The organism is Sphingobacterium sp. PCS056, from assembly GCF_023273895.1.
GTDB lineage: Bacteria > Bacteroidota > Bacteroidia > Sphingobacteriales > Sphingobacteriaceae > Sphingobacterium.
Genome location: NZ_CP096883.1, coordinates 3,736,130 through 3,753,515, shown reverse-complemented (window position 1 = coordinate 3,753,515; position 17,386 = coordinate 3,736,130). Strand labels below are relative to the sequence as shown.

Annotated in this window: 16 protein-coding genes and 2 pseudogenes; 10 read left to right on the top strand and 8 right to left on the bottom strand. The window is 32.3% G+C overall.

The window, feature by feature from the left end; genetic code table 11:
* Positions 1–305 precede the first annotated feature (305 nt).
* The 4 genes and pseudogenes from MUB18_RS15720 (at position 306) to MUB18_RS22040 (ending at position 3,570) form a co-directional block, all read left to right on the top strand.
* Positions 306–449 (top strand): hypothetical protein, encoded by a 144-nt coding sequence (locus MUB18_RS15720; protein WP_248755938.1) that lies wholly within the window; start codon positions 306–308, stop codon positions 447–449.
* 89 nt (positions 450–538) lie between these two features.
* On the top strand, positions 539–1,099 hold the full coding sequence (locus MUB18_RS15715; RefSeq protein WP_248753776.1) for a hypothetical protein: 561 nt from the start codon (positions 539–541) through the stop codon (positions 1,097–1,099).
* A gap of 914 nt (positions 1,100–2,013) precedes the next feature.
* Positions 2,014–2,463, top strand: a complete 450-nt coding sequence (locus MUB18_RS15710; RefSeq protein ID WP_248753775.1) for a nuclear transport factor 2 family protein — start codon at positions 2,014–2,016, stop codon at positions 2,461–2,463.
* Between the two features lie 223 nt (positions 2,464–2,686).
* Positions 2,687–3,570 (top strand): annotated as a pseudogene (locus MUB18_RS22040) (Rpn family recombination-promoting nuclease/putative transposase).
* Between the two features lie 291 nt (positions 3,571–3,861).
* On the opposite strand, the gene MUB18_RS15700 reads toward MUB18_RS22040, so the two are convergent.
* The 4 genes from MUB18_RS15700 to MUB18_RS15685 form a co-directional block, all read right to left on the bottom strand.
* Entirely contained in the window at positions 3,862–4,500 is a 639-nt protein-coding gene (locus tag MUB18_RS15700) for a suppressor of fused domain protein (protein WP_248753774.1), read from the bottom strand.
* Positions 4,501–4,932: 432 nt separating this feature from the next.
* Positions 4,933–5,472: a hypothetical protein gene (locus MUB18_RS15695; protein WP_248753773.1), complete on the bottom strand. Its 540-nt coding sequence runs from the start codon at positions 5,470–5,472 to the stop codon at positions 4,933–4,935.
* Positions 5,473–5,529: 57 nt separating this feature from the next.
* Positions 5,530–5,826, bottom strand: coding sequence for a tetratricopeptide repeat protein (locus MUB18_RS15690; protein ID WP_248753772.1), 297 nt, complete (start codon positions 5,824–5,826; stop codon positions 5,530–5,532).
* 294 nt (positions 5,827–6,120) lie between these two features.
* A complete protein-coding gene (locus tag MUB18_RS15685) occupies positions 6,121–6,486 on the bottom strand; it encodes a hypothetical protein (protein ID WP_248753771.1) in 366 nt (121 codons plus the stop codon).
* Positions 6,487–6,546: 60 nt separating this feature from the next.
* On the opposite strand from MUB18_RS15685, the gene MUB18_RS15680 reads away from it, so the two are divergent.
* On the top strand, positions 6,547–6,894 hold the full coding sequence (locus tag MUB18_RS15680) for a hypothetical protein (protein ID WP_248753770.1): 348 nt from the start codon (positions 6,547–6,549) through the stop codon (positions 6,892–6,894).
* Positions 6,895–7,006: 112 nt separating this feature from the next.
* On the opposite strand, the gene MUB18_RS15675 is transcribed toward MUB18_RS15680, so the two are convergent.
* Genes MUB18_RS15675 through MUB18_RS15665 form a run of 3 tightly spaced genes read right to left on the bottom strand, consistent with a single transcriptional unit; the run spans position 7,007 to position 9,463 of the window.
* Positions 7,007–7,909, bottom strand: coding sequence for a DNA-processing protein DprA (locus MUB18_RS15675; RefSeq protein ID WP_248753769.1), 903 nt, complete (start codon positions 7,907–7,909; stop codon positions 7,007–7,009).
* A 2-nt stretch (positions 7,910–7,911) separates the two neighbouring features.
* Positions 7,912–8,769, bottom strand: coding sequence for a phosphoribosyltransferase (locus MUB18_RS15670; RefSeq protein ID WP_248753768.1), 858 nt, complete (start codon positions 8,767–8,769; stop codon positions 7,912–7,914).
* Positions 8,770–8,785: 16 nt separating this feature from the next.
* Positions 8,786–9,463 (bottom strand): hypothetical protein, encoded by a 678-nt coding sequence (locus tag MUB18_RS15665; protein WP_248753767.1) that lies wholly within the window; start codon positions 9,461–9,463, stop codon positions 8,786–8,788.
* Between the two features lie 525 nt (positions 9,464–9,988).
* Between MUB18_RS15665 and MUB18_RS15660 the strand changes: the two genes are divergently transcribed.
* The 5 genes from MUB18_RS15660 (at position 9,989) to MUB18_RS15640 (ending at position 15,911) form a co-directional block, all read left to right on the top strand.
* Positions 9,989–11,563, top strand: a complete 1,575-nt coding sequence (locus MUB18_RS15660) for a hypothetical protein (protein ID WP_248753766.1) — start codon at positions 9,989–9,991, stop codon at positions 11,561–11,563.
* Positions 11,550–12,029: a chlororespiratory reduction 6 domain-containing protein gene (locus MUB18_RS15655; protein ID WP_248753765.1), complete on the top strand. Its 480-nt coding sequence runs from the start codon at positions 11,550–11,552 to the stop codon at positions 12,027–12,029. Before MUB18_RS15660 ends, MUB18_RS15655 begins: the two co-directional genes overlap by 14 nt.
* Before the next feature lie 568 nt (positions 12,030–12,597).
* On the top strand, positions 12,598–13,224 hold the full coding sequence (locus MUB18_RS15650; protein ID WP_248753764.1) for a hypothetical protein: 627 nt from the start codon (positions 12,598–12,600) through the stop codon (positions 13,222–13,224).
* 55 nt (positions 13,225–13,279) lie between these two features.
* Positions 13,280–14,332 (top strand): helix-turn-helix domain-containing protein, encoded by a 1,053-nt coding sequence (locus MUB18_RS15645; protein WP_248753763.1) that lies wholly within the window; start codon positions 13,280–13,282, stop codon positions 14,330–14,332.
* 319 nt (positions 14,333–14,651) lie between these two features.
* Positions 14,652–15,911: a hypothetical protein gene (locus MUB18_RS15640; protein ID WP_248753762.1), complete on the top strand. Its 1,260-nt coding sequence runs from the start codon at positions 14,652–14,654 to the stop codon at positions 15,909–15,911.
* A 197-nt stretch (positions 15,912–16,108) separates the two neighbouring features.
* On the opposite strand, the pseudogene MUB18_RS15635 reads toward MUB18_RS15640, so the two are convergent.
* Positions 16,109–17,325, bottom strand: a pseudogene (locus MUB18_RS15635) (IS256 family transposase).
* Positions 17,326–17,386 lie beyond the last annotated feature (61 nt).

Genomic DNA, 17,386 nt, shown 5'->3' with positions numbered 1-17,386 from the left:
ATTTTGGTTAATTATCCAATGACACAGTTTGAGTTACACTCCCCAATTTTATAAGTTATAAAAATGGTATATACTCTGATCCTAATTATGAATTTTATATAATCCATACTGATAATAAGGAAAGGCTATTTAAAAATGAAATTCTTGGTGAAAATGCTTCAATGCCATCTATTTGGAAGCATGGCATTAGTTATGGTGTGGCTGTTAATAGATATGAAAAAAGTGTAATTTATTGGTTTGCAATGTGGTAGTAACTAGAAAGTGTTAGCCAGTATGATTACGGGGCTAGGTTTTATGACGCGGAGATAGGTAGGTGGAATGTAGTTGATCCAGCAGCGGATTATTATCCAGAAGTTACCCCGTATGCTTATGTGCTTAATGACCCACACTTAGTTATACAGATGAAAATGGAGAGATTCCAGGACCTGTTGGAGCTGTTATTGGTATAGCTGCTGATTATATTCAGCAGGTTGGTATTAACTATTTTATTAATGGAAAAGATTTTGGGACTTCCTTAACTGATATTAGTTATTGGTCTTTGGCAGTATCAGGTGCCTCAGGTTTGGCTACGGGAGGTATTAGCTCTCTAACTAATACTTTATCCAGTCAGGTCGGGAAGAAAGCTCTAACAAAGATAATCGATGTCGGTGTAGATGTAATGGTAAGTACAGTAGAGAGTGCAATAACAAATATGGCGGAAAAAGGAAGTTTTGACGTGTGGAAATCTTTTACAGGAGGTTTGTTAGAAGCGGGTATTGGTAAGTTTATCCCCTTGAAATATGTTGATAAACTTGAAAAAAAAATATTTAAAAAGATGAATGTTAGTGCACGCAAAGCCGAAAAGTATAAACGCAGAATGGCAAATGATAGCCATCGTAATAAAAATACCCAAAAACGTAATCGAAATAAATTTGAAGAATTTTCTAAACAGAATAGTAGTTATACAAGAGCATATATGGGAGTAAAAACAGTGAATGACGCTTATAAGGGAGGCGGAGCAGAAGCTTTACAGCAATTGAATCTTTATTTCACTAGTCCTACTAGTCCGAAGGGTATCGTTGAAGCAGGAGTGCCCCAAATTATTAAAGTTTCTAACTAAGCTATATGAATTATTCTAAAATACGGCCATTTTTGATTGCAATATTAGTTGTTGGGGTAGCTTATAATGTTTACTTCTATCTTCAAAATAGTAGATTGGAAAAGCAAGTACCAGTATCACATGTTGTAATTGAGCAATATTGCAGATCTTATAAGGGGAGTTCATCTGTCCATATCAATTATCACGGGAAAGTATACTATGTCAGAATGGCTAATGAGGAATGTTTGAAGTATCCTAAGGGGTCAAAGATATCTTTAGTTTATAATGATAGATCTGATTACTTTTACCAGCCAGATGGTTCACGGAGAGACTCTTTCAGGTTATTTTTTTTCCCATTTCTTTTATTTCTCTCAATTATACCATGGAACCGTTTTTCAAACAGAAAAAATAAATAATAGAAATACCTCTTATTTGAAAAGCCCAATCTTAATCGGATCGGGCTTTTTATTACCTACATGTTGGCAATGCTTTTCAGCTTGACTGATTTAATAAACGCATCGACGGTAGCAGACACAAATTCTATGGCGCAAATATAGAACTACAATGGATAATATGAATATTTATGATGCTACAGTAAAAGATGTTTAAAAAAACTTAATTGGTGTACTAAAGTTATCCCCGCTCTAGCGCATGTTAACAGAGTTTGAATGGCTGAATGTTTCGTTTACAGCGTCTTAAACAGCGATTTATATTAATTTTATAAAAAGAGTTATTTTTTTCATATTTCAGCTAATCCATCTCATCACTTACTAAACTAAAAATAAAATAGTTTAAAAAGATTCACCTACCCATTTCCACCATTCACCGAGTTTTTAGTTGGTTTAATCTAATTGCCATAGGGTAGGAACGATTTACACCCTACTTTTGAATCAACAATTAAGAACAATAAACTAACAATATAATATAAAGACATTATGAACACTTTAGCAAAAACATTCGCAGCAGCAGCCTTGATTGCAGTATCAACATTCACTATGGCAGCTGGCAAACCAGCAGGAGACAAATCTAAAAAAGCAACTGTCAACCTATCCACAGCAGATCTAGCCATTGACCATTACGTAGGCGTTATGACCGAAGGACAGTCAGCAGGAGTAGAGCAGTTGTTCGCATCTGACTTCAGTCAGAAAGTACATGCATCAAATGATCAGACCAACAGCCGTTCAGAAGTTATTTCCTTCTTGAAAAAACAAAAAGGCGAGCAGTTGAACTGTAAAACAAGTACCACAATCGTTGAGCAATCCAGTGACTATGTAGTTGCAAAAGTGACCCAACAATTTGAAGGGTTTACCAAGACCGATCTGGTGACATTGGTCAATGATGGCGGCAACTGGAAAGTATCTCAATACATCAACTCGTATAAGTAAGTTAAGTAAATTTCATATGTTTAGTCAAAGCCACGTCGAGAGATGTGGCTTTTCTTTTTAGTATTCACAGCTATTTTACCCAACAACAAACGTTTTTTCCTATTCTTTTAACAGTAAGTAGAGAAATATTTGATTTGATAAATAATTTAGTATTTTTGCTAAATTATTTGGTTTAAAAGGTTTTTGTTTTTTATTTTTACTTGATAACCAATAATATACCATTATGAGTGTAAAGATAAGTAACCTTTCGAAGTACATCGATATCTTAAGTGACTTCGGTTGGAAATTTTATTTCGGTCGAGAGGAGAATAAGGGTAACCTAATTAATTTTCTGAATAGTATTTTAGAAGGCGAACATGTTGTAGAGGATCTTACCTATAGCAATGTGGAGGAAGATGGCGATGAACCTAATGAGCGCAAAGTTATTTTTGATTTGCGATGTGTTGGTGTAGGTGGAGAAGTTTTTCTAGTGGAGATGCAATTGCAGAATCAGGATTTCTTTTTTGATCGTGCGGTGGGTTACACCTCTAGGACCATTAGTCGTCTAGCTAAAAAAGGAAAGAAAGGAGATAATTATGAGTTACCGCCAATTTATTTTATCGCTGTTTTAGGCTTTCGTTTGGATGTTGCCAATAGTGATAAGTACTTTTATAGTGGTAAGATTATTGACGAATTCGATCAGGAGGTGCTATATCCTAAGTTGAGTTACAAGATGCTTGTATTACCTAATTTTATAAAGCTAAAGCCGATTTACCGACGATTCTGGATCAATGGATGTATCTTATGAAGCACTTGGATAAAATCGATAAGCTACCTAACTATTTGGATAAAAGAATATTCTCCCGTATCTTTGAACTAGGAGAACTGGCAAAACTAACGCCTGAGGAACAGATGTCTTACATATCCAGCTTAGATCGTAAACGCGATTATACCAACACGTTGGCATACGCAAAAAAAGAAGGCCAGAAAGAAGGTCAGAAAAAGGCCGAGGCTAAAGCCTATGCTGAGAAAATCGCTTCAGCAAGAGAGTTAAAGAAATCTGGTGTAAGCGATGAAATTATTTCAAAGAGTTTAGGCATATCTTTGGAGGTTATTAACAAACTTTAAAATCGAAAAACTGAAGTAGAACTTCGTTCTAAAATATACAGAACCGTTTGGGATTCCAAGCGGTTTTTTTATGGCATTTTTACATTTTATTTCCCCTTTGTTTGTTACAGTTTCGGGACATGTCTACTTTTTTCCTAAAGTTTTCTATAGAAACAGTAGGCAAATGGTAGGCTCCGCACAAGAGGCTAATGCTACCGTTTGTTTTAGTAAAACTAAATTATGGTGCAAAGACAGTGTTTTAAATCCTATAATTTACAGAATTATCTTATACAAATGGTCTTCCGAATATATTTAAGCACAAATATTTGGTCTGCCAACTTTCACGATTTCCTCAACCCCAAATTGGTCAAAGCGCTCCAACAAAGCGGTGGCGCCATTTTGTTTCTTAAATTCGAGCTCCTCTTTGTAAAGCGGAATTAAAGTAAAAATGGTCACGAACTCTTCATTATCAAGTTCGATCTGAGTGAAATCGTCAGGTAGCTCCATAGAATTTGCAAGCATCACCGAATTAAAACCAATTCTCTCCGCAAATTCCTCATCATCCTCATGAGCAAAGGTATGGCCAAATCCTAGCCAAGTTTCATCAGGATGAGGCAAAATCATTATTTCTTTCATCAAGCGAATTGGCCAATAATTTCGTTCATCCTTAAAGGAGTCATATTCTAAGTTCCATTCTTTAGGTAACAAAATCATGACCTCAGCATAAGGAGAGGAATCAATGTCTTCAGGAATTTTCATGGGCAAAGCGCTCATGCCACAACTTAACAAAATATGATATGGCCTGTCTTCATTTGCTTTTACAAAATACACATCTCTATGAATGACATCTGATTCAATTTCATCAAAGACGACAATGTCATCATTTTCATCGAAAAACTGGTCTAAATGTTTATCAATTAGTTCGACACTATTGGGTACAGAGTTTTTCATATTCTACGAATATTGTTTATAAAAGAAAGCCATAGAGATAAATTTCCCCTACTATACAAGTCAGGGGCAAACTGTCTACACCCAAAGGTAATAACTCCAATGCAGATATTCATGACAAAGTAGAAAGCATTTAACAGCGGCAACAAATTGGATCAAGAGAATCGATCTTTTACAACACTATTACTTCTTTTTAAAGCAGAAGTAATTATTTCAAGTCAATTGGATCAGGACAAAAAGTATAAAGCAGTTTATAAGGTAACCAAGTTGGTTCGAATCAGAAGGGCATGTATCGTAGCCGGTACGAGTGTACTTTGGGTTTTATCTTTTTGTCCACATAAGTCTTGTTGCCATTGGAGTTTATATAATAGCAGCCTGCGCTAGGGCCGTGGATATATGATCTATTGGATGCCTAACCATAAATCCACAAATGTCTTATTTTCTTGCAAATAGCTGTACGAAGTATTCATTTAAAAGTCCTTTCTTTTCCGAATATAGGTCTAAAATCAATTTAGCTACTTTTGGCTTCAGATCTTCATATTCGAGTTTTTCTTTATGTGTAGGTTTCTCATAACTACCTAGCAGGATCATTTTGAATATTAAATTTTGAGGATTTATTTCAGTAGACTTTTTTAGTAAATTTTCACCTACTTCTTCTAGTTCCGTATAGTCTCCAAATTCATACGGAAAGATGGAAATTGTATACCCTGCAATAAGATTAAATTCGGCTATGTTTTCAAAATTATCAAGTCCATATTGTAATTCTTTTTTTAACTCTTTATGCAGTTCTTCGTTTTTTAAGACGGAAAAAATTCCAATCCCATCCTCAAGCATTGACCAAAGAAAAAAGAAGTAATGTTTCCAATATTCGAAATTAAGCGGCTCTGATTTGAGAAGTATTTTGTAAAGAGAAAATGCCTCATCAAATTTTTGATCCGGTTCCAGTATGAAAATCTCATTTAGAGGCTGTTTCATGTTTTTTTGCTCAACGTTTAATATTCTTATAAGAATATCATGTTGTCTTTGAACTGGCTAGTCACTTTTGTTTGAAAAAGTATTTATTGAATTTAAACTGTAATAAGCAATACCGTTATCTGGATATTCTTTCAGGATTTGTTCATAAAGATCCTTTGCTTTTTCAGCTTCATTTGTTTGCGAATAACAGAATGCCATATTGCAAAGAGACATTTCTCGATAAGACATTTTTGCTGCACTCAATAGTGTGATCGCGCGGTACTTATCTACCCAGTCATATTGTGTAAATAAATCGACACTCTTATTGAAGAATTCTAGTGCTGTCTTGAAATCATTTTTTTTGATCGCTTTCATTCCCTTTAGAAGACTAGTGGGTATTAGCCTTTGTAATGACACCATTAATATAAAAAATAGGATAGAGCCGATATAAATACCATCAATTTGGAACAAAAATGTAAAAGCAGCCATAAAAATAATCCATACGAAGATGATGACTATAACCGATAGCCATGATGCTGTTCTAACAATAGGTACATTTGCACTTATTTTATCAATTTATAACGTTGGTGATCAGTTCCCTAAAACTACTAAAACTGATCAATAATTTAAGTCATTAGATCAAGAATGTGTTTAATCTCTTAATAGATGTTAACAGCAGTGGTTGATTGTTTTCAATGACTTCCATTCATGTTCAATGTTTTCCATCAATATAGCGTTGTCAAATTGTATTGAACCTGTTGGAAAGATGTCTTTATTTTCGAAAAAACTTGATTTTACATTTTCTACTTCAAGCGGTTTCACTTCCCATTTATAAGTTTCAAGTTTTAGACCGTCAAAATTTTTTCCGTTAGGGGAGTAGCCTACAGATCCGTTTTCAAAAAATGCTGAAACATTTTCTATAGTTTCAAATATGGAGTTGTCGTTTAGCTTATGGTTCAATTTTGCGTCAATCTCAATTGTTGTATTATCAGAACTTACAAAGTCAATGTGAAAATGATTGTTTTGCTCTTTCACATTAAAGGTTGCTAAATTATAGACGGTGCAATTGTCAAAACAATCTCCCAGTCTAAAATAATGGTTGCTAATTCTAAAGGCGATGTAAAATCAATTCCGGTTTTTTATCATCCAGGGAATTTGTCTTTATTTAAAATGGATAGCGAATATATTTTGTCATTAAGTGATAGCACTAATCTAGCATTAGAATTCGGTAATTATGAGTACACGAAAACGGGTAATCAGCATTTTAAAACTTACAACATTAAAATAGGTAAGAACTGGCTAAAACAACCTTACATTGTTTTGTTAATATATAATACTGATAAAAAACAGTATAAGGGAAAACTTGATCCTATACCGGGCAAAAATTATACTTTTGAATTAGATTATCCAGGAGGTCAGATGCTAAGGGTAAGGAAAAAATAGTTGTTTTTTTAATGAGTGAGCAAAAGAAATTATGACATTTCTCGTAAGAGCTATTTTAACAGATGAGGAAAATAGATCGCAAGTATATAAAAAATATAGAGAAATCCAGATACTAAAAAAGACTGTACTTATTATCAATTTTAAGTAATTCAATAATCTTGTTTAGATTAGGTTTCATTGTTTCTTTGTTCATTTTTAATGCAACAGCACCCTTATTTAACAAAGTATTATTACCTAATGCAGATTCTGGAATATTCATGTATTGAGGAACAAATAGCGCTTTATTCATTTCCAGCGTTTTATGTCCTGCATCTAGACTTCCACCAGTTTCGCCGGCTTCCACTACCATAATTACATCACTGAGTGCTATAATCGTTTTATTTCTATTCATGGCTCTACTTGCCATCCATTTTTCAATAGGTTTAAACTCACTGATGATCAATACACGATCCCAATCCCATACATCCTTAAACTCTTTTTTTATGCTAAAATGATTAATACCTTCAGGAAGTACAATAATTGTGGTGCCGCCGTTTTTCAGAGCAGTATAATGAGCTGTAAAATCGACACCTTTAGCATAACCCGATACAATAGCGATATTCTGCTTTATCAATTCAGTTACTGCGTCTTCAGTAATTTTAATTCCCTTCTCAGACACATTTCTAGACCCACTAAAAGCTACTTTTTTTTGTTGCAATAGCTCCTTATTACCAATTACTGAAAGAACGGGAGGAGCAGAGGTACTTAAAAATTTCTTTAAATCTTCTGGGTAATTCTCCTCTTGTAACAAAATGAATTCGACATCAAATTTTGATTTTATTTCAATAGGTTGATCTTTAATAATATCAAATTCTTCTTTTTGTTTTCCATTCAGTAAGTTGAATGCTATATTTTGCAAATTCAAAGGAGAATAGTCATCCAGTGCAAGTAACAATCTATTCGTTTGCACAGGGCCAATTCCCTTCACGCTCATGAAGTTGAATATGGTATCGATAATATTTTGATTTTTAATCATTATTAAAGTGCTGTGTTACTTCTAGATTTAACAATACTTATACCAAAAACACGATCTACGCCTGCTTCTTTTAGTTTCATCGCTACAAATTGCATGCTAATACCCGACATATATAGATCATCCAGTAAAATTACGTTTTTTCCTTTCAAATCAGAAGTAATCTCTAGTTCAAATTCCTGAAGAGCAGCTAGCTTTTCTTCTACCGTCCCCAATTCTTTAATACTTTTATCTTTTTTCTTCCATTTTAATGCTGATGAGATATTCTCATATCCCTCAATACGATCTACAATCTGCCTCGGTAAACCTGCTCGTTCAGGTTTACTACAGGGCATTGCGCAGATCGCATCAGCAGAATTATAAAATGGAAGCTTCTTCAACCAATCCTGAACTAATGCCACAAGATAATTTTCTGCACCTTCATTTTCTTGAAATTTTGCTTGATACTCTAGTTCACCTATCTCTGTCCGGTTGTCTTTATCTAATATATTCATAGATAAAGCAAGCGATAGATCCAAAGTATCACGCAAAAAAACAATTTGGTTATGCTCCTCTACAAATGATTTGCAACTCTCATAATCTTCTTTTGAATTAAATCCTCTCCAAAATCCAGGGTTAATTTTATTTGAAAAAATATACTGATTCATGCCTCCTTCAAATTTTTGCGAAAGAATTGGACCTATGGTATTATTGAAGGGAACGTTTAATACTCCATGATATTTTTCATTCCCAGCTTTTAGTGCTCCACTATGTGAAGTTGCAAAATGAATTCTTTTAGTACCCTGATCTTCCATGAACACCTTTATATCTTCGATAGAAGTTTGTTTCTTATTTAATGCTATATATCTAAAATCAAATATCATAATTATATTTTCTAAATTACATTAACACTTTCATTTCATTGACAGTTTGCATCAGCGGTGATTTGATTTCACTAGTGCTGATAGGAGTATAAGAGATATGGTTGAGTGAATTCACGTCAACAGCCAAGCAGTAATCCATATCGATTTCATATTTGCTCGTATAGTTAGTATCTAGATAACGATACAAAAGGTCTGTCACCATTGCTAACTCGTCAATTTTAAAACCTCCTTTTTTTGCAACAAACCATACAGCACCAATTTTCTGAATTTCATTTTCTTCAAATGAGAATACATGATGAGGCATGGCATAAAGCGGTAGATTTTTAATATCTATTATAGATTTAGCTTTATTCTTTTTGATGAAAACTAATTTAGTATTAGGTTTTATTGCAGTAAAATCATACTCTTCAAAGTCCTGTAAGATATTTATATTTCCCTGATACATGTCTTTTGCTTTTTTAGTTTTAGCAAATTCAATTTTATCAATTAATTCGTCTATTTTACCACCAATAATATTTTGCGAATTATCGACAAAAGCTTTGGCAAGACAACTTAATGCGGAAATCCAATAATTTCCTCCGCTATCATCGGGTGTTTTTTCTTTGGGTGTTTTGAGATTGTTTATCAGTGTTTGCCTTCCCCTAGGTGTTTTTCGGACAAAGTCAACAAGATCTGTGACTGTTATTTTATTCATAATTGGATACTTTAGTTATTATTGGCTATATTTTCACATGTAAGATATTAAAAAATAATGAAACACTATATCACTTGATTGATGAAAAATATATTTTAACAACATTTAGTTAATTTTACGGTTTCCCGTATAACAAGTAAAATAAGATTACTTATCATTGCGTGCAATTGCGAAATGCATAACTATTTTGCTTTTAAATTTTTAATCTTTGATTTTATTTTGCAGATGATTTTTACACAGCCATATTGTTTGAAAGGAATTCCGATTTAATTATGAAAAGATTCGTAATACCTACTTAGGTTGGAGTAATTGTCCATGGCAATTACTATACAAATTATAGGGTAGAGGATAGACCTATTATGAAGCATAGATCCAGCAGTGGAAATACAATTAATCTATTATCACAATTTAAAATAAAATTCATTAAAGTTTTGAATAATTAAGGACTGTAATACTGGCAGAACTGAAAAATGCGATCGTACTAAATGAAATAATATATTAACAAAATTTATTTAATAAACATAAATGCAAATAATATCACCACAATATGAAGTAAGGTACGATATCTATAACAAGATTATAATTGAAAACTGGCCAAAGGCTGTTTTTAGAGAAATGACTGATTTGGAAAGTATTAAGAAATTTTATAATGATTGTTATAATTCTCTAAAATTAGAGTTAGAAAATGAGCTAAGTAAATTTCATCCTGCTGCTTGGATCCGAGAAGCTTATATACAACTTGAACTTTGGACCGTAATACATTATGATGATCCAGCTGAAAATGTTATAGGAAATAAAATATTTTCTCCAATAGGTCGTTATGGTTGGCGCTACATTATAGATATTTGTTTAGAAAAGCTAGAAACTAATACAATACATAATCAAGAAAGACCAACAACAGAAAATATTAATGTGATTTTTACATTATTAGTTGCTATGGGGCAGTGTTCCGAATATTCAAACTATTTACACTTCTTAAACAATAGACTGACCTTAGTAAAAATTGTATTTTCTCCATATTTATTAGTAAAATCTCCTGACTTTGATTTAGCTGGTAGAGAGTTATTCGATAATATTACTAAATCAATACTTTTAAAAACCGATTGGGATAAATATAGTCACTTTGCCCCAAATAATGAGGTTTTAACAAGCATGGTTGATACGTTTTTATCAAAACACTTTTCCATTTCTATGGAGGAGATTAAAAAAATAATTATTTCCATTGCAAACAAAATTTCTGTTGATATTGAGGCATCAATAATTATACAACCTTTAGATGACTTTATTCAGCTAGTTTCTAAGGTTTCTGGGGTATCAATTGAAAAAATTCAATCATTGATAAAGATTAGTTTTTTGAATATTGACAATGAGAATCATGCGACCCGCGATTTTTTAAGAAAAAATCAACAGGTTAGAATGTTATTTAACGCAGGGGTTATAGTTGATTTAGACTCTAGTTTTAAAACAATGTATGACAGTAGAAGTGCTGAAAGGAAATTTGTGACTTCTTCTAAAAAACATGTTATCATTAGTCCAAGGTTATATGTTGAATGGTTAGATATTTTTGTAACAAAGATTGTTTTGGGACAAAGAAATGACTTGAAGAATAATGTTAAGCTGGCGCAAGATATAATAGATATAGAAACCTTTTATAGAATGAAAGTGTTTGAAAAAGAGGTGACTAAAATGCTTTCTGATATTGGTTTTAACTGTCTAAATGTCGCTAAGATTGACGGAAAAGATATTGAATGTGGTGAGATTGATATTCTTGCATTCAAACCCGAGACAAATGAGTTATATATTGTTGAATGTAAAGCATATGCTCCAATTGTCGACGCTAGAGGATTAGGGCAGGTATGGAATGATCATTATAAGCAGAAAAAATACCATAAGAAATTTATTCGGAAAATAAGATGGACTGATGAACACAGAGGTAGCATAATAGAAATCTTCAAAAGCATATGTAATGTTCCAATTGATTTCAAATTAAATCCCTACTTTATAACAGCTTCACATAGTGCATTAGAGTTTATTGAAAATGAATACGAGATAATGACTTTTTATGAATTTGATAATTTTTTAAAAAATGGAACACGATAAATACGCGTTAATAAATTTAGTGATTTCTAAGATGGAAATTGATTCTTTAGATTTCAATGATGTTTTAAATACTTTAACGGAAATGCATGAAACACCAAAGAAGTATTTTAATAAGTTAGTACTGACAATTCATGGTTACGATAATGATAATAGAGAAGTTTACGAAATTCCGGAAATAAGGAATTTTCTTCAGTTTCTTGATCGTTCTTTTCCATATTGGTTTTATTATTTAAATACAGATTTTCCTAAAGAACATTCATCTCACGGTATTTTAGCAAGTTGTATTTGTGAAATAGACAATATTGTGCAAGTTGGAAACGTAAAAAATTTAGAATTCGATTTGGAATCATTAGAAACTTTTGTCTTAAATCACTTTAAGTATATGAACGAGATAATGGAGAAGGAGGGGTGTACAGAAATTGAAATTAAAGAATTAAGTGATCGAGTACTATCAAAATTGATGTAAAAAGTTATTGTAATGTAGTTTATAATAAAAAATGGTGTAATGTTAAGAAAGGTTTTCTGATGAAGGATTAAAAGTGTATTTGATACTAATGAAAAAGTATCAAATACACTCTTAGTTAATATTTTTTTTCAAAGATTGTAGCACCAACTAATATCTTTGAATATTATACTTAATCAATAGTTTTATATTAAAAACTAACTGAACAAAAGTATAAACTTGAACATCATTAAGGCATATCTTTTATAATAATGTTGCGACACAAAGCAACTTACTTTAGTCTTTTACTGAAGAGAACCCAAATAGTACTTAACGATATCAATTACTTTAAATTAATCCAGTATAATATATGATTATTGGTTACCTAAGGTACCTATGTATAGAATAATTATGAAATATATCTATTGTTAATGGCTTGTTTTAAAGCATTTTATATTTTATTTTACAATTTATTTGTTAAATTATATACAAAGTGGGTTACTTTTACTAAATTTGGGTATTAATAATAAAATCCTTGCTACGAACAAGGATTTTATTATTCACCACCTAGGGCGTGTTTAATCTTATTAATATGATAAATTTAGACAAAAATAGTGATCAATCACGAAGAATGCAAGGGAAAAGATCTCTTGCAGTATTGGAAGCTTGTAAATTAGAGCTTAAAAAGGAGCTGGGGGAGCTCCATAAAACATTCTCCCAAGCATTGGAAAAAACTCAGGAGGTGATGATGAATTTTCCTCCAATGTCGAGGTCAAGAAGTTTGGAAGCTTCAATAATGCAGTCTTTTTTTGCGGAGATGCTTTTTGAAAACTTTGGAGATAAAGCTTTTTATGGGAAATATAAGCGCTTGATTCTGAACATTAAGGGGTATTTAATTCTTTTCAAGAAACTGAATAGTAAAGGTATGCCAATGAATATCTATACATCGAATGTGCAGGGGATAATGAGTCAAAATATGACATTAGATTTATTCTCTTCGTCAAATTATAATGATGCACGAATATTATATTTTGGTTATCAAAAAAACAAAATTGGAGAATATATTAATCCGCAATTGCTATATATTGATGAAGGTAATGTGGTCTTTTCAATTGCTCTTGAGGATTATGAGAATAACATAAATTCAATAAACTTTAATAATGTTAGCTTAATAGAACCTAAATTAAAAAATAAAGTTCAAAATAGAAAAATAGTATAATTAACCAACATGTCCTGGTGGTGTTTATGTAAACTAATTTTTTGATAAAAATAAAATGAATAATAGACAATTAACATTTGCCCGTGAATACAGAGGATTGAGTCAATCGGATTTAGCTAGTAATATTAACGGTTTATCTCAATCAAATTTATCAAAATTTGAAAAGGGATTGGGATATTTGTCAGATAGTATTCAGAGAGATATTATTGAGTTTTTAAATTTTCCAAAAGGATTTTTTGATTTGAAAATAAATAATATTGTTGAAAATGCAAATTATAGAAAGAGATCTGGCGTAACAAAAGGTGCTGTACAGACTTTTGAGCTAAGATGTAAATTAATAGGATATATTATAGATCAAATGTCAGAAGATATTGATTGGCCAGAATTTACTTTCTCCCCATTAAATGTGGATGAAGGTTATTCTCCTGAATACATAGCTTCTTACACAAGAAAGAAACTAAATTTAGGCCAATTTGATCCTGTTAAAAATATCTTTACTTTAATTGAAAGTAAAGGGGTAATTATATATGAAATTGATGCTACAGAAAAGTTTGATGGTGTCTCTTTTATAACAGATAAAGGATATCCTTTAATTATAATAAATAAATCTTTTTCTAATGATAGAAAGAGATTTACTCTTGCGCATGAGCTCGGACATCTTTTAATGCATAATGAGAATAATTATCCAATACCTTCATATAGAGATAAGGAAAAGGAAGCAAATAATTTTGCTTCAGAGTTTTTAATGCCAGATAATGCAATTAAAAATTCATTAAGAGGATTGAAGTTTAATGACTTAGGTGAGTATAAAAGATATTGGTTAACTTCTATGGCATCAATAATTAGAAGAGCTTTCACTTTGGGTTGTATCAAACAGAATGAGTACACGTACTTCAATATTCAGATGAGTAGATTTGGATATAGTAAAATTGAACCAATTCAAGTTTATATTGATAGCCCTGCTTTATTTGATAAAGCAACTAAATTATTTCAAGTTGATCTTGCTTATTCGAATAATGAGTTGCAAGATTACTTAAAATTACCAATGGATATTCTTGATGAAATTATATTGAAAGAAAATATAAGTAAACTTAAAGTAATTAGATAGTATGAAAAGTTAGTGTTTTAATGGAGTTGATAATGAAGGGAAAAACTCAGGAAGATCCTACCCAACCTGAGTCTTATTAACTTTCATTGTTGTCAATTCAAGCAGCTAGGCTTAAATGAGAAATGATTATGTTGTATTTTAATAACGCCGCAAAGGTAAAATTAGTTTGCGGCAACTCAAAAAATATTTTTATTTCTTTTTTTCTGTTTGATTTCATGGTCGTTTATTAACGAAAGTCGTGATTACATGGTGTATTTGCAACTAGTCAACCGTGTCTGTTTTTTTGGCTGAATATGGTAATATAATACATTGATTAGTAATGGAAATAAGAGAATATTTTGTTCAAAGGCCAATACGCTTGGCTGAATTAGGAGAAGGAAGAGGATACGTTTCATCTGATTGCCTTCTAAATTTGATAAAAGATGATGAGGTAAAACAGTACGTTATAGATAAATATATTTTAGGTGATGGAGTTGATATAATGCTACCAAAGATAGATTTATTTACAGCTATTGTTAAAGATTATACAAATCGTTTCGATACTCAAAGAGTTAAAGTTTCGGAAGATAATGTTACAACATCTTTTGTAGAAAATCAACATAATGATGTAGATTTTATTTTGAAGAATGGTACTTTGGATGGTATGGAGATAGATGAATTAACTGCTATATCATTGTATGACTCCTTACGAATGTTTTATGATGATAGAAGACTGAGTCAGTATATTACTTATTTGAGAAAAGAACTTCGTGATAAAGATCTTTTAAAAGCTGTTAATCAATCTTGGGAGCAAAGATTCGAAAAGGAAAAAGCACGACCAAGTAACAAAATGTTTAGACTTATTTATGATAAAGTAGAAGAACAGCATTATGTTAAAGCTATAAACTCAGATAAATTTCGAGAATTTGGTATTGGTGAAACTTTTGTTGTTGCATTTTTAGAGCTCGCAAAGCTATCTAATCAGAAAGGTAATACCTTCTTTGTTAGTTCACTTTCATTGAGTGAATCAAAAATTGAGATAATTTTAAGAAGTTCAGTGCAAAAAAAAATTCCTGAATTAGGTTATGTTTATCCTTCAATCACAATCCGTAATGATGACCAAGGAAATGCTTCATTTGGATTATACAGTTCTTTAGAGTTTAAATTAGGTAATGTCGACAGTGATGGGAACCTTCACCTTTTTCCGAATAGGAATGCTGGTGGTATTGAGAATAGTAAGACTTATCAACATACTGTCACTGCTAAAACATTTGTCGATAGCTATGCTCAGATAGAAGATTTTTTTGCGGATATAGAAAATTTTGAAAGTGATTTTTACTTTTTATCAGAAGCTGTTGATCCAGATCATTTAAGAGCAAAAATTGGAGAGAGAATTCTTAGCGCTCGGAGTCCATTTAAGGATATTAAAGAACTGAAAGATTTGTTTAGTCGTGATAGTGTTGGACACGTAGAAAATCTATCGACACTTTTGAAATTATGTGGTCGAGCGGAAATGATTGATATGAATTTCGATTTGAAGTTTCAGTTGAGATATATTATATCTAACGTATTGCTATATGGAAATAATGGGATAGAATAATGAAATTTGTTAAAGCGGGGAATAAGTTATCTATTCTCCGCTTTTTTACATCAAAAAAAATTCTTGTATAATCGTATAGAAACTTGGGTTATGGCTCTGTTTATGTATGAAAAACAGTTTGAACTTATTTTAAGTAATAGAGCTCACTTTATTGGGGAGTGTAACTCGAACTGTGTCATTGGATAACTAACCTAATGCTAAAAGCGTCTATCAATTTTGAGTCTATCACCAAATTTAATGTAAAGTTGGAATATCGTCAAGCCCCAGTTGTGCATCGGCATTGTCCACTTTTTAGAGATGTCCTTTGTTATCAAGAACATCAACTTCATAAGAGCCTGCTCAGAACTGAATGCACCTTTAATTTATTCATTCGTTTTTATTTTTATAGGTATTCATGAGCTCGCTGTGCTCGGTTTTGTAATTTTACGGATCTGACGGTTGCATTCCATCAATAGGATTAGTAGTATAAATAGTCTTACGTACCTGTTCATCATACTCGAAAAAAGTAGAAAGGTTAGTCCAATTGTCCAACCAGGATTTAGCAGCAATTGGATACTTCTTACCCCATTTTTCCTCGAAAACGAGTAGATTTTCAGATCCTATTTCTTCGTTAATAGCTTTATAAACAGGCTTTAGATCTTCAATAACTGCTTTTTTATCCTTTTCTGTAACGTAGCGCATACTTGATCTGATCTGGTGGACAATGCATAACTGAACTTTAGTTTTTGGAAAAATAGCTTCGATAGCTTCAGGAAAGCCCTTTAGCCCATCAATACAGGCTATTAGAATATCTTCGACACCACGCTGTTTTTAGATCTGTAAGTACGGATAACCAGAACTTTGCGCCTTCGTTATCTGAGCTATAAAGTCCGATCAGGTCTTTGCGTCCATCCATTCCAATACCCAGTATATTATAAATAGCCCTAGAATCAACTGTGCCATTCTGACGAACTTTGTAGTGCATACAATCCAAGAAAACAAAGGGATAGACAGCTTACAAGGGACGACTTCTCCACTCATTGACCGCCGGCATGACGCTTTCTGTGATGCGGGATAATTCAGTAGCAGAAATATCCATGGCATACATCTCACGAATAAAATGCCTTTGGCATACATGCCAAGAACATGTCCTTCTAGCTGTTCTGTAATAATAAGTTGACGCTTGGGGACTACCTTAGGTTCGAAGGTACCGGATCTATCACGCCCAGATTCTAGCTCAAAGGTACCAGTATTAAGAGCTCGAACTGTCTTTTTAGTCTTTCCATTGCGACGATTAGAGCTATCAGGGGCCCTTCTCCTCTTAAAGATGGTTCTCTAGTTCTCCGTCCACCATAGACTCCAGTAAATGCTTCATTAAGGGCACTAGTACACCGTCGTTGGGAGATAAACTCTTCCCTTTGTAAAGATCTTGCATAGCTTGCTCTTTGAAGCGTTCAAAACGACGAAGCACTCTTGAATACAATTAAAAAACAACT